This is a genomic window from Rhizobium sp. BK181, from assembly GCF_014193305.1.
Lineage (GTDB): Bacteria > Pseudomonadota > Alphaproteobacteria > Rhizobiales > Rhizobiaceae > Rhizobium.
Map to the genome: position 1 here is coordinate 935,367 of NZ_JACHZA010000001.1, position 12,971 is coordinate 948,337.

Sequence of the window (12,971 nt, forward strand, 5' to 3'; positions counted from 1 at the left end):
TACGCAACCCCGACGGGCAATCGGTCACCATTCCTATTGTTCGGTCGGCGGAGGATCATCGGCCGACGGCGGTGGCGAGAAGACACCGTCTTCATAGAGCCAGCCAATTTGCGCGTCCTCGCTCTCGATCCAGAAGTCCCGGTCGGGCCACTCCTCCGGCAGGCCTTCGTCGTCAAACACTGCGCGATTGACCACGACGCCGTCTTGCACAAAGCAAAATGTTCTCATTGTGAACAGTACTCCGTTATCCGAATGACACCAGACAGGCCGGCGCCGCCCGCCTTCGCCGGGTTAACGCTATCGGAAGCTCCGCCGCCGCCTGATCCAAAGCCGGTACCTGCTTGGCCGACAGCCCCTACCGTGCCTACTCCGCCAAAACCGAACATTGAGTTTCCACCTTTGCCTCCGAAAGTCGGGAGAGCGACACCCTGGTTCGAGGCAAAGCCGCCATTACTGCCCCTTTCTCCCGGCGTCTTGAAGTCTCCGGTGCCACCGGTCCCGCCCGCGCCGCCGGCTCCGGCGTTCGCGGATGGGGCTCCGGTCCCGCCAGTTCCTCCCGCAGCCGTGACCAATGTCCCACCAAGAGACGTTGTGCCACCGTTGCTGCCGTTGTTGGCGCCAGCAACTCCGCCGCCACCGCCGGCGCCAACGACCACCGCCTTCGATGCGGCGACCTGAGCCTTGGTCAAGATCGACTGGGAATATTCACCGCCGCCACCGCCGCCACCGCCGTTGATAGTACTGGCTGCCGTCGCCGCTGCCCCGCCACCGCCACCGCCACCGCCTATGCATTCGACCAGGCAGAAGAGCATGTTGGCATGTGGCGTATACGTTCCCGAAACACTGAAGATTTGCTGCCGTACAGCACCAAACGGGGTCTGAGCCGCAGGAACGGCAGCAGCCCTTTGGTAGCTCGTCACCTTCCAGTTGCCTGCCCCAAGGGAGCGGGCAATTGCAACGTCGCCAGCGGCCGTGACGATGTTTGCCCCACCGGGAAGGATCAGGCTGACCGCGTTATGGGTGAGCGTTGCAGCGCCCGCGAAAATGAGCACGCGCTCAGCGCCGGCCGCGACAGTTCCGAGGCTCGTAACCGTTGCCGAACCGGTGACATTGACGACGACCCCGGTCGCCATCGCGAGATTGGTAGTCGCCGCGCTGGCAATATCGTTCGACTTTGTATTGATGGCATCGTTGCGCTTTACTGCAGATGACAGGCTAGTATGCCAGGCCACGCCATCGCACTCGACGATGACGAAGTCACCATCCGCGAGAACGACGTTTGAGGCTCCATCAATCAATTCGGCCCCATTTGGGTCGAGTGTGACGGTGCCGCCATTGGCCTTCGGCATGAACGCAAATCCGTTGCCAGCCACGCTGGCAGCCGGCAAATTCAACGTCAAACCCGCCGTGCATTCGATCAGGGTCCACCGATCGTCTGCAGCCAAATTGTAGTTGGCAGCCTTGGTCAGGAAGCGGAGCAAGCTTAGCTGCCTCAAGAACAACTGGCCGGAGGCACCATCCTTCATCACCGGAATTACGTGATCCGGCGCCGCGAAGGCCGTCGTAGGAAGTTCGTCGATTCTAATGTCCATCAGATAAACGCCTGTAGCTGCATCTGTCCCACCAGCGGGGTGGCGCCGATATCTCGGTCGTAGTCAGATTGAATGACCCCGGTGACGCTATACCGAGTAACGTTCTTGCTCATCAGGCGGTTTGCCCACCCCTGAAGTACGGGTAAGAGCGTTTGCCCCGAGATGCCGTCGACGATTGCAATCTGCGGCGTCCGAGCCCAGTTTAGCGTGAAGCTGTCCGTGTACTGTACGCCGTCGTTTCCGGTGCCAGTCGAGACGACGACCGGCGTGCCCGTCTTGGTCTGATCAGATGCGTACCGGTTCCGATTGGTGAGGTTTGTGATCGTCGGGACGTTCGATCCGTTGGTTACGACGCGCGCCACCAGCATGTCGTCGTAGCTGCTGTCGAAGACGGCAAACACCTCTGAAAGAGCCGTCGGATTGTAGATTGCATCAGCAAGATCCTTGAGCACGAAGCCCCCCGTCGGCGACCAACGAAGGTGGTAGGTCTTGTTGGCGGCCGTCGCGAGATCAACCTGGGCGGTGGTGATATTGAAGATGCCACGATGCAGGAAGTCATAGCCTGCCGGCACACGGACCTGCCCTGTTGACGGCGAAACCACGGGGATGCGGCCATCGGCCGTCAATACCTCCGGGAAAATCGGGAGCCGCGCTCGGGCCGCCGGCATCAAGACGAAGTTGCTCGTATCACCCCCGCCAGTCGCCGCCGAGATCAATTGCTGGATTGCCTGCAAAAGCTGCGTGAGATCTGCCTTCGAGGCCGGAATACCGGCCGCCGCTATGACCGCCGCGATCTCGCGCTGTGGATGCTCGATCGCTGCTGCTGGCACGCGAGATCCCGACGTCCCAGCTGCAGTATTGCGATCGATGTAAGGCGCGTTCGGGTCCGCGCTGCCGTAAGGAGCGTTGTATTCCATGATAGTCCTCTTGAGTTTTAGGGGGTGTCGCCAGCACTACCGTTGTTGCGAGTAGCGCCACCGCCGCCAGCACTACCGCTGTTGCCAGCAACACCGCCAGCACCACCTGTGCCGATCGTGACTGCGACGATGGATGACGCACCGCTGTCGCGCTTGGTTAGGAAGGTTTTGCGAATGCCACCACCGCCACCGCCACCGCCGATCCACTCAATAGAGTGATAAAGCCTATGGCAGCACGATCGTGCCACCCATCCAGACGACTTGGAGGCGTTGTCTTCCATCTTAACCTCGTGAGTTCTAGAGCGTGACGAGCAGCCGGTTGCCGTACCCGTCGGTGATGTATTTGCCGTCCTCGGTCACGAGCGCGGCGAGAGTGATCCATGGTGCAAGAACGGGCAGCGTCCAGGCGGGGGCCAACTTGCGAAGTAGGCAAAGGATTTGTTCGGCCGCGCCAAACGAAAACAGCGGGTCGTAACCGCATTCGCCGACGCCAGCCTCGAAGTAGCTAACCCCGACGTCCTTCACGCGAACGATCCAGTACACCTCTTCCGACGCGCGCCCGCTGGTGTGAAAGCCCCCGAGCTCGGAGAAGCCGCATTCGAATATGGACGGCTCTTCGATTTCGATTTCGAAGCCATGGTCGAGCGCCAACCGGACGAATTGCTCCGGATGATTGACCGAGTCTGCCCTGACCTTCCGGGCCAGCTCCCGCAGCCGCTGGACTGTGGTTTGATCTCCGATGAAGCAATTTTCTGGAAGCCCGTATTCTGCTTCCCAATCCGGCAGCAACTCGTCTACGCCGTCAACACTTGCCTCCAGCGCCAGGCGAAATGCCCTCGCGTAAAGCCAGACAAATCCGTCGAGCAAGACCCTTGTGAACTTCGCGAGGCTGGATGTCACCGACATAGCCTGCCCATCGGGAGAATCCCAAGCCGGCCCTTGAGGCCAGAACGCCAACGCAGACGCAATCAGGTCGTCGTTTGTCGGGGCCGCCAGTGCATCGTATGGCGCGGCAACAGCTATTGCGCCACCATCAACCGAAGGCGAGCGGGTGATAGTATTGAAGGCAGGACTACGCGCCATAGGTGATGGTCCCGAGAACGGGGAAATGCCCGTTGCTGTAGGTAACGTCGTCGAGTGGAGCAGCGAGAATATGCCGATCCTCGCCGGTCACGGATGAAATCGCCTCGGCGATCCAAGATCGCGAGAGCGTGAACGTGTCCCCCGGAATGCCAGGCTGTCCGCGATCTAAAAGCACGGTCGAGACCGCAGCTGCGATGCCGTCGCGAACGGTTTGGCTGTCGTTCGCGAGGCCGTCGATCACCAGGTTCAACGGCTCAGGCGTCGGCGCGACCGCGACACTGTCATCGATCCGGATCAACCGCTGCGCGTCGATCGCCGCTTGAACGACAAGCACATCGCCACTGGTCGGAATCAGGTTCGGCCTTCCCGCGAAAAGGAAAAAGACCGATATGAAGCCCGGCGCCAAAGGTTGCCGGAAAGCCCAAGCCTTCACGACACCAGGCACATTGAGGGCGATGTTTTCATAGTCGCTCAGCGTGCCCCCGCCCGGCGGGTTCTGCTTTCGGTGCAGCACACGCGAGCGAAACACCTCGAAGTCCTCGATATCCGCGCCGCCACCGATGCCCGCCGCTGACACCAACCACTCGGTCGGCAGATCCGGCCACAAGACGGGATCGGCAAGCGCGAGAATTCCGTCGGCGTCACGGTTCGTCGCCGCGCCGACCACCTCCGATTTGACATCGAGAGTCAGTTCGCCGAGCGGGCTTGCAGATGCCGGCGCCGTCGAGACAAAGGTGACGTTGCCGGACAATAGCCGGATGCCAGCCGGATAGGTCACATTGGGAGTGCCCGATCCGACAACAGCACCGGAAGCCGGTGATGCTGCCTTGCGGTAAATGCCGATGTCCGACCCATGACGGAGAAGAAACGCCCCCGTCGCCGTCGAGGCAAACAGTTGCTTGGCAAGATAGGCCATGCGCAACTCAAACTCATGCGCCATGCTGGCGAGAACCTTGCCGGTGACCGTCACGAAATTGTTGGCAAGTGCCGAATCCGTCCCCGGCATGTACTGGCGGAATGCTCCGCGTACCCGAGCGGATGCATCAGTGAGCGAGCGGATTTGCCACGCCATCAATCTGTCTCCAGAGAAGTTCGAATTTCGAGCTGTAGGCCTGCGCACCGTTCCGCCCATAGAGCGACACACTCAGGTCGAGACGGTTGCTGCCGGCCGTGGCACTCACGTCAACCTTTGCTACCGCGCCCTGATCAATCAGTGGCTGCAGCGCTTCGCGAGCGTAGTCTTCGGCCTTTTGTTCGATGCCAGGGAAGAGTGCCGATCGGCGCAGCAGCCAAAGCCGTGAGCCGATGGGCGTTTCCCCTTTCATCACATCAAAGCTGTCGCCGAGCCAGCCCCGGTTCTCGTCGCCGTCGCGAAGCTCGCTTGTCTCCACCCGTCGATCGGTCATCAAGCAGATCAGCACTTGTGTCGCGAGCCCCTGTTCGGCCCGAAGATCGCCAGGGGCATCCGGATGGGTGAGCGGGTTGAGGATCAGATCGCCGACAAACCCGTCCCACCCGAGATCCGGCGAACGATAGGGCTCCTCGGCACCATCGGCCGGAATGATTTTCAGCATGCTGCCGCGCCTCAGTGTGAATGATGGTTGGTATTGCCGAGTTCGTCGATAATGGTGCCGGTCGCGTGAATATTGCCGACGACCTCAAGATTACCGGTGATCGTCACCTTGCCGGCGATCTTCCATTCGCCGCCCGTCATCGTGATCGTCCGGCTCCCGAAATCCATGACCACTTCAGCCATCCAGAGTTTGATGACATTGCCATTGTGGTCGTAGAGTGCCGTCGCTCCCGAAGGGATGCCTGCCGGACGATGTCCAGGATGCTCCCCACCGAAGACATAGGCCTGATCCGCATCGCCGTTCGGCGCGACCAAGAACGCTTTTGCGCCCTTGATCGGCGAAGAGGCAAAGCCCGCCGGCTCGATCCGGTGGATGCGGGTGTAGCCATCCTTTGCGAAGGCGCGCCCGTTGACGAACTGCTGTCCGCCACGCTCGGTATTTGCGCCATCGAGCTCGATCCGCTTTCCGATCATTCGTCCTCGTACTCCACGGTTATTGTGCCGGGCGCCGAATAGGCGCCTGCGGTCTTGCCACGTGGGTTCTCGCCGCCGAGGGCACGAGGATCTGCAAGCGACAGAACGGCAATCGTGCCTTGCCCTTCGCTGTCCTGCGTCAGGCTCACGCCCTTGATCACCATTAGTCCTTCGATACCTATCCAGCCGTCCTCGACATAAACCAGCCAGTTGCGGTTCCAGAGCATGCCGGCACCGTCTCGCCAGCCGGTCACCGTGATCGAGGCCGTAGCGGCAAAACCCGCGCCCCGCTTCACGCCCCAGTCGGCGCGCTTCTTCAGGCGATCGACGGTCGTTTCACCTTCGTGGGCAATGACAAGCGGGCGATGCCTAGATACGCCGCTGTCGCGTGCCGTAGCCTCTGCACGCAATTGCCGCTTGTCGGTGCCTTCGCTCGCTTGCCCACGCACTTTCACGGCGCTGTAGCGGCCGCGCTCGGTCAGCTCCGATGAGGCCTGCTCGATGTTGCGGCCCCAGAAAAGGCCACCCTTGTGCGTGCCCTCGGGCTTCGTCGCCAGCTTTAACTTTCCCTTCGGAGTGTCATAGATCAGAATTCCACGACCCCTCGCGCGACGCTCGATCGTCGAAAACAGCGTCTCGCCAACATGGAGCTTGTGGCGAGGTTCGCTGGGCAGCGAGCCGTCACTCTCGACCCCAACCCCGAGGCTGTCGAATTCCTTGGCGATCGCCGCAAGATCCTTGTCCAGCGTCTCGCCGGTCGGATGCTCGACGGAGCATTCGGTTGCGTCGACCGTGCGGGAGCAGATCGTCACCGTCAGGGCGCGCGAGCCAGCGTCGTGGGACGGACGAACGTCGCGGACGTACCCGGTCAACAACAGATCGTTGCCAGCCTTGATGATCGCCGGCCGTCCCGGCACAACCGGCACGCCGTCGCCCTGCGGCACCAACGCCACCTCGGCCGTGCGGACCGCCTCCTCCGCCGACATATTGACGGTTATGGATTTGACAGGCGGAAAGCCGTCGATCGTGATCGTTTCAAGCATCAGGAAGCCAAAGCATCGAAGAGGACAGGCATGACGAGCGGCGTGGCGGACCCGGCGATATCGACGAGGCTGTTTGCTCGGCTTGCATCGCCATAAAGCTGATAGGCGAGAACGGTCGAGGGCAAGGAAATGCCGGTCGAAACCTTGATCAACGGCGCCGCATCTGCCTCCAAATCCGAGATAACGCGAACGGCGGTTGCCGTGACGTTCGTTAACCAGGCGTAGAGATCCGCTCCGTCACCCCCCAGCTGGTCGATAGCCAGTGCAGCCACTTGACCGGCGGAAGCTACCCGCGACCGAGCCCGGCGCGCCATCGGCCGTGACGGCCAATCAGGACGACATCCAGCGACAGCGAGCCCCATGCCGAGCAGGATGGCGATTGCGTCAGCCGTCGCACCACTCGCGGTGACCGGCTGCAACAATCGGTCGAAGTCGGACGGTTCGTCGACGCTCTCGGCAATGACCCTCATCAACGAAAGCGCTTCGCTCGCGAAAACTGCCGCATCGAGATCCGGGCCGGCTGCAATCCGCGTCGATACGTCATTCAGGTCGTCGGCGTCCGTCACGATGGCGGCAGAAAGGTCCGCCAGCCACGAAAGTATCGTGCCTCTATCTGCCGCCATCATGAGCCCCCGAAATCAGAACAACTTTGCAAACTGCGCTGCAGCTGCCGCAAACTCGCTTGCGACAGCCGCCGTTAAATCGCCGATCGAAAGCACCACGTTGCTTTCGTTCAGCGTTGGAATGAACGTCACGTCGTAGCCGACGTAGCCCATTCGTCTCTGCTCGCGCGAACGCCTGAAATCCTGCGCCGTCGCCATCATCCCGCCGTCGATCGGCAGAACGAGATAGCCGGGCCCGTCCGCAAGCATGGTCGTCGCGAACGACCTCGCGTCGATATCTGCCAAGTCGCTGACAAAATAGATCGTCAGGCCATAGGCTGCCGTTGCGAGGCCCAGTTCTTCGACCTTGGTGACCTTGCTGCCTGCATGCTCATGGAGCGCGAGCCGCTTGCCGCCGGACAGGTCCTCGTAGTCGACCCAAAATTCAACGCCGCGAAAGCTGGCCCGACGCAGCGTCTTCGTCCAATCCCGCATGACACCTCCTAGAAACCGCCACCACCACCGCCACCGGCGGGCGCACCGGCCTGCGCCGGCATGGAACGACCGGTGTTTGCATTGACCGGAGGCCTGATGGCGGTCGCGCGGTTGAATGAGCTTGCAGCCGTCGCCAACTCTTTGGCGGCCGAGAGGATGGCCGAGCTGATGCTGTTGCCCGCCTCCGTCAGTGTAGCAGCCGATTCCTTGATCGAGGCACCAGCCTCGCGCCCGCCATCGGCCACCTTTTGTCCCGCCTCGTCGCCGGATTCCTTCAGACCAGTTGCATCGATTTTCAGCGCCTCCCGGAACTCTTCCTTCGACGGAATCCGGAAGAAGTCCTTCATCCATGACGTCACGCCCGGACCAATGGGCGATGGCATGCCCGCCATCGTCGCACCGGTTCTCGCAGGACCGGCGGGCTGGTGGCTGCGAGCAAACTCGCCATAGACATTCGCAATCGAAGGCGACACGCCCGGGCGAGCGCCTGGCATCGGCACGCCCGTCGATGGCAGACTATGCGGGTCGAGCTTCCGGTCTCCGCCGGGAAATTCCGGAAGACGCGGACCCTGTGGCATGTTCGGACCCTGCCGCATGCGATGAATAAAATCGGGATCGCGATAACCGCCGTCGAGCGCCATCTTGTCAGCGTCGGCGCTTTTCGAAAACGAGCCGAACGGCAGGTTGAGCGCCATCCAGCTTTCCGTTGCCCAGTATCCCTTGCCCTGTTTTTGAAGGCTTGAGCGGACAGCGTCACCGTAATCGATATCTCGAGAGATGGCGTCCATCAGCGGAACCGCCGGCCGGGACACGCCCCTGCCGATACTGTTCATCAGCTTGTCCCAGCTGCTCGAAAGTTTGTCGATGCTGGACTGAGTATCGCCAGTAACGCGCGCCAGGTCACGAAAGACCGTGCCGTCGACTTCGGAGCTGTTCACCGTTTTCAGAAATTTTTCATAGCTGTCGGCACTGGTCATCAACGACTGCATTCCGAGGCGAAACTGCTCGTCGGTAAAGAGCAAGGGCAGCTTGCTCAAATCGCCTTTGATCGCTTCTTTCGAAATGCGGACGAATGCAGAGACCGTATCCTCGCCGCTCTTCCGGGCAGCATCGAGTTCCTTGCGGAGATCGACACCCATTTTCGAGAACTTTGTGGCGGTGTCCTGCGAATAGATCTTACCAAAGATGTTCTGAGCGTAGGTCGCAGCAGACGAAGCCGATCCAGTGTCCTCGCGGATCGTCTGGAGGATCGACACGAGTTTCTTCAGTCCATCCTCGCCGGTGTAGCCGAGGGAGGCGAAGGAGTTGGCAAGATCCGGGATATAGGTCGCCATGTCCTTCAGTTCGAACTGGCCAGCCTTGCCACCCGCCACCATGATGTCGAAGGCGTGCTGCATCTGGCCGGTCTCCAGCTTCAGGGCGGAGGCCGCCTTGATCGCGGTGTTGGCGATGTCCTCGGTCGCGGATCCGGAGGCCTGCGCGGTATTGAGCACCGACGGCAGGAAATCCATCGCCTCCTTCAGGTCGAGACCTGATGCAACCAGCGTGTCGAGCGCTGTGATTGCCTGATCGACCGGCAACGACGTCTGCTTTGAGATGTCCTGCAGCCGCGTGAAAGCTGCGTTCGTTTCCTCGACACTGGCATTCGCGGTGATGCCGATGCGGTTCATCTGGCGCTCCACAGCGGCGAAATCCGTCAGCGCGCGCTTTGCGCCATATGCGAGAGCCGCAGGGGCGGCATAGCGAAGCATTGCGCCGTATGCTGCCTGCGTGCCGCGCGCGAGGGCGCTCTGTTGCCGGTTCAACGCTTCCGCCCGCCGATTGATCTCACCCATTTTGCCGGCGACGGACTTGAATACCTGTCCAGTTCGGTCGACAGCGGAAATCCGCAGCTGAGCTTCTACGGTGCGGGTCACTTTTTGTTCCTTTCAGCGAAGCTCGTAAACCGTGAGGCCCAATAAAGAAGTTGGCTGGGAGTCATCATCTCGACACGTTCGGCAGGCCACCCAAATTTGAAGACAAGCCAATCGGCGACTTCGTCAAGGTCGCCTACAACGGAAAAAAATCGAGGACCGCCTGCTCCAGGGCGAGCGAATCTGCGGTTGAAAGACCGGAGATACAGTCATAGCCAGGCTCGACGACAATCTTCTGGAGATAGGAGTCAACGACAGCGGGATAGCTAACGACTATCGCGCCGTGTGGGCTGCGCTGCCATTCCTGTGGCTTTCCTCGCCCCTCCATGAAGATTTCGTGATAGCGGGGTTCCCGGAGTGTGACCTCCGAGAATTCCTTGTCATGCACCTTGTAGGTATTTGAGAGCTTGACCACGACATTGGTCATCAGGCGTTGCTCCGGTTGTACTTCTCCGCAGAGATCGACAGTCCGGTGACCTCACCGTTGACCCGGTTCTGCTGCGGATTACCGACCACAAAGGCGTCCGTAAAATAGTGGGTGACGCCGGTAAAATCCTCGATCACGGTCACGTTGAACCGATCGGCCTTCATGAGCGCATCGTAATCAATGCCCTTGTCGGCGAACGAGATCTCGGCACTGCGGGGCTGCACCGTTCCCACCCGATCGACCGATCCGTCTTGGTTGGTGACCGCCTCATTCGACTGGCCCGCTGTATTCAGGTTGAGAGTGCCGCGAAGCGGGAACATCTCACCCGTGGAGAGACGCAAGCTGATGCGCCCACCGAAATTCTGACCCATGGGGAATGCCTCCTATTAGGGCGTTGATGATGCTGCGAGGAACGGACGGCGTCAGAGAGACGCCGTCGCTGCGGAGGTAAGGAACTGGCTGTAGATGTTGGCGAGGCCAGCGAAGATATCGAGCGCATTGACGCGATCCATCGGCAGCTGCGCATTGACCCGGTTCGGATTGTCCTGGTCGATCGACACGACGATGTACGGCAGAACCGAGGCTGCGTTCTTGAGGACGCCTGGCATTGACTGGTAGGTGTGAAACAGCGTCGCGCGAATGTCCTTCGGCGTGGTGATGGCATCGAGGTTGGACGGATTATCCTGCGCCAACGCCTTGTTCGAATGCTCGAAGGCAAGATCTGCCCGGAACTTCTTCAGGGCGTAGGTGATCTGATAGACCGCCTGAATGTCCCGGAACGTCGTGTCCGGCGCGCCGTTTGTCGTCTGTTGGTGGGTGATGATCTTGTCGATCGTCACGTCGCCGTTGCGGTTGACCGACCACGTCGACACGCCGCTCTTCAGCATGGCGTCGCGGGTCGCATAGTCCATCCAGTAGGTGCGATCGCGGGGAGCCAGAACGTCGACCACGACAAGACCCGACTGGTTGCGCGACACGTCGCCGTTGGCGCCGCCGCCAAGCCATGGCGCGATGCGAGCGACGAACGCTGCGACCCACTGATAGTCCGGCGTTCCATTTCCACCGCCGGTAAGCTGCGGCACCATAGTCAGATGCCACGTGTCGCGAGCGAGCGCGAAGGTCGCAAGGTTCGAGGAGGTATCCGTCTTCGGATAGAAGGCGCCGCCATAGAGCTGCTGCGCGTAGGACCAACGCCCAGAAACCGTGCCGAGGAACGTATCCAGCAGACCGAGGTTCGTCGTATCCCCGAACGCCGAAACGATGATCTCGAAGGGATCGTCGTTCATCGCGGCAAGAACATTCGCAAGCGATGGCGCGCCGGCGCCAGGCGTCGAGGTCGCGAACGTGAAGAGACCGCTGAAGGCATTTGCGCTGTCGAGCACGGGCACGAAGACGTCAAGCCCGGTCGCGTAGGTTCCCTTGTGCCGCGCGGTCAATGTGATGACGTTGGTGGCAACGGAAGCTGTGAACGGCAGGGAGCGACCGGTGATGCGGTTGTAGTAGGCGTTGATGGCGGCCGACAGAGAAGTGGCGACGGCGTTCGCGTTCGCGCCGGCCGGGATCTCGATCGAGACGGATTCCCCAGCAATCTGCAACACGCCATGCCCACCGGCTGCAGGAACAGCACCGACAGTAATGGTGCGGATTTCCGCCGTGCCAGTATCAGCAACTCGACCGATCCAGATTTCCTGCGCAGGCGCATTGCGGCGCGCAGCAATGAACATGGATTCAAGCATGGAACCGGCGCCAGCAAGGCGACGCGCGTCTTCCTTCGTGTTGCAGAGGGCGATGCTATCAGCAGCAAGCGAGCCAGCGGCAAGACCGTGACCGAGCAGGATCAGCCGCGTCTCGGCTTCGAAGTTGCCGCCGCTCTGCACGTCGAAGGTGAAGAGTGGCGCCGTCAGATTGGCAGGAATGTTGGATGCCATTTATTTCGAGCCTCCGGTTTCGCCGGCCGGATTCTTCGGCGCGGGTTTGGTTTTGACTTTGACGAGATCGCCATCCCTCACGAGCCGCGCTTCGTAAGGGCTGGCGAAGTTCACGGGATGCCCGTCGGCCGGCCAATCGCCTTGTCGACCGGGCATGGGAATGCGTAAGCCCGCGTCGCGAGGCTTGTAGAGAACGGTCATCAGACCCTCCGATGATCAGGTGAAATCAACTCTGGCGCCGGGCTGGCTCGGTCCCGCCTCGATTGTGATGCGGTCGAGAGATGGCAGCGCGTCCGGGGCGAAATGACTGGCGAGGGCCGCAAGCTTGGCCTTCGCATAGGACTGCGCCGGCAGCTGCGCATAGACGCTGGCAAGAGGCTCGGGCAAACCGGCCACCTCGAAATCATCGTCGCGGATCGCACAGTGAAAACGCATGGTCGTGCGCTGGATCCGCACACCGAGATCCGGCGCGGCAAATGTCTGGTATTCGATATTGACGATCCGCTGGACGAGCCGACGCCACAGACCACCGGCCTGGCTACGTTCAAGCAGATATCGTACTTGCGAGCAGAGTGCCGCAAGTACGAGCCGCGCTTCCGGGTCCGTCGTGGCGGCAGCAAACGCAAACTCGCCTTGCGCGTCGTGCTCGATCACCGCCAGTTCGGCGACGACATCGAGCACCGCGTCCGCATTCACGTCGACCGCAGAAGACAGCGGCCCGCGAAGAGCAACGCCTGCCTCAGTCGTGTGAAGAGCAAGGGTCGGCGTGTAGGGCTTGCTGCGATCAATGTCCTCGATCGCAGTCTCCCGGCTGTCGAGAACGTTCAGACCGGCCAGCGTCGGGAAGCCGGTTCCGGCCTCGACCGCTGCAGTCGGTCTCAGAACCTCGATCGCGGCCAGTCTTAATGCTTCAGCTGCTAGCAC

General features: G+C 61.1%; 17 protein-coding genes. All 17 read right to left on the reverse strand.

Annotation, left to right across the window (positions count from 1 at the left end; translation table 11 throughout):
• Positions 1–33 precede the first annotated feature (33 nt).
• The 17 genes from FHT77_RS04685 to FHT77_RS04765 all read right to left on the reverse strand — a co-directional run bounded on the left by FHT77_RS04685 (position 34) and on the right by FHT77_RS04765 (position 12,971).
• Positions 34–228, reverse strand: a complete 195-nt coding sequence (locus FHT77_RS04685; protein ID WP_183752924.1) for a hypothetical protein — start codon at positions 226–228, stop codon at positions 34–36.
• Positions 225–1,592, reverse strand: a complete 1,368-nt coding sequence (locus tag FHT77_RS04690) for a hypothetical protein (protein ID WP_183752926.1) — start codon at positions 1,590–1,592, stop codon at positions 225–227. Before FHT77_RS04690 ends, FHT77_RS04685 begins: the two co-directional genes overlap by 4 nt.
• Positions 1,592–2,509: a hypothetical protein gene (locus FHT77_RS04695; RefSeq protein ID WP_183752928.1), complete on the reverse strand. Its 918-nt coding sequence runs from the start codon at positions 2,507–2,509 to the stop codon at positions 1,592–1,594. The genes FHT77_RS04690 and FHT77_RS04695 overlap by 1 nt, the downstream gene beginning before the upstream one ends.
• A 17-nt stretch (positions 2,510–2,526) precedes the next feature.
• The gene (locus tag FHT77_RS04700; RefSeq protein WP_183752930.1) at positions 2,527–2,790 is read right to left on the reverse strand and encodes a hypothetical protein; all 264 of its coding nucleotides are present in this window, start codon (positions 2,788–2,790) and stop codon (positions 2,527–2,529) included.
• Between the two features lie 16 nt (positions 2,791–2,806).
• Complete coding sequence (locus tag FHT77_RS04705; RefSeq protein WP_312859727.1) at positions 2,807–3,409, reverse strand: putative phage tail protein; 603 nt, start codon at positions 3,407–3,409, stop codon at positions 2,807–2,809.
• 172 nt (positions 3,410–3,581) lie between these two features.
• Complete coding sequence (locus FHT77_RS04710; protein WP_183752933.1) at positions 3,582–4,664, reverse strand: baseplate J/gp47 family protein; 1,083 nt, start codon at positions 4,662–4,664, stop codon at positions 3,582–3,584.
• The gene (locus FHT77_RS04715) at positions 4,636–5,166 is read right to left on the reverse strand and encodes a phage GP46 family protein (protein ID WP_183752935.1); all 531 of its coding nucleotides are present in this window, start codon (positions 5,164–5,166) and stop codon (positions 4,636–4,638) included. Before FHT77_RS04715 ends, FHT77_RS04710 begins: the two co-directional genes overlap by 29 nt.
• Positions 5,167–5,177: 11 nt before the next feature.
• The gene (locus FHT77_RS04720) at positions 5,178–5,639 is read right to left on the reverse strand and encodes a phage baseplate assembly protein (protein WP_183752937.1); all 462 of its coding nucleotides are present in this window, start codon (positions 5,637–5,639) and stop codon (positions 5,178–5,180) included.
• Entirely contained in the window at positions 5,636–6,682 is a 1,047-nt protein-coding gene (locus FHT77_RS04725; protein WP_183752940.1) for a phage baseplate assembly protein, read from the reverse strand. The genes FHT77_RS04720 and FHT77_RS04725 overlap by 4 nt, the downstream gene beginning before the upstream one ends.
• Entirely contained in the window at positions 6,682–7,305 is a 624-nt protein-coding gene (locus FHT77_RS04730) for a hypothetical protein (RefSeq protein ID WP_183752942.1), read from the reverse strand. The genes FHT77_RS04725 and FHT77_RS04730 overlap by 1 nt, the downstream gene beginning before the upstream one ends.
• Before the next feature lie 15 nt (positions 7,306–7,320).
• Positions 7,321–7,779 carry a DNA circularization N-terminal domain-containing protein gene (locus tag FHT77_RS04735; protein WP_183752944.1) on the reverse strand — a complete coding sequence of 153 codons (459 nt, stop codon included), beginning with the start codon at positions 7,777–7,779 and terminating at the stop codon, positions 7,321–7,323.
• 8 nt (positions 7,780–7,787) lie between these two features.
• Complete coding sequence (locus tag FHT77_RS04740; protein ID WP_183752946.1) at positions 7,788–9,695, reverse strand: phage tail tape measure protein; 1,908 nt, start codon at positions 9,693–9,695, stop codon at positions 7,788–7,790.
• Between the two features lie 133 nt (positions 9,696–9,828).
• Entirely contained in the window at positions 9,829–10,119 is a 291-nt protein-coding gene (locus FHT77_RS04745) for a hypothetical protein (protein ID WP_183752948.1), read from the reverse strand.
• Positions 10,119–10,490 (reverse strand): phage tail tube protein, encoded by a 372-nt coding sequence (locus FHT77_RS04750; protein ID WP_183752950.1) that lies wholly within the window; start codon positions 10,488–10,490, stop codon positions 10,119–10,121. The genes FHT77_RS04745 and FHT77_RS04750 overlap by 1 nt, the downstream gene beginning before the upstream one ends.
• A 51-nt stretch (positions 10,491–10,541) precedes the next feature.
• Complete coding sequence (locus FHT77_RS04755; RefSeq protein ID WP_183752952.1) at positions 10,542–12,047, reverse strand: hypothetical protein; 1,506 nt, start codon at positions 12,045–12,047, stop codon at positions 10,542–10,544.
• Positions 12,048–12,248: a hypothetical protein gene (locus FHT77_RS04760; RefSeq protein ID WP_183752954.1), complete on the reverse strand. Its 201-nt coding sequence runs from the start codon at positions 12,246–12,248 to the stop codon at positions 12,048–12,050.
• Positions 12,249–12,263: 15 nt separating this feature from the next.
• Complete coding sequence (locus FHT77_RS04765) at positions 12,264–12,971, reverse strand: hypothetical protein (RefSeq protein ID WP_183752956.1); 708 nt, start codon at positions 12,969–12,971, stop codon at positions 12,264–12,266.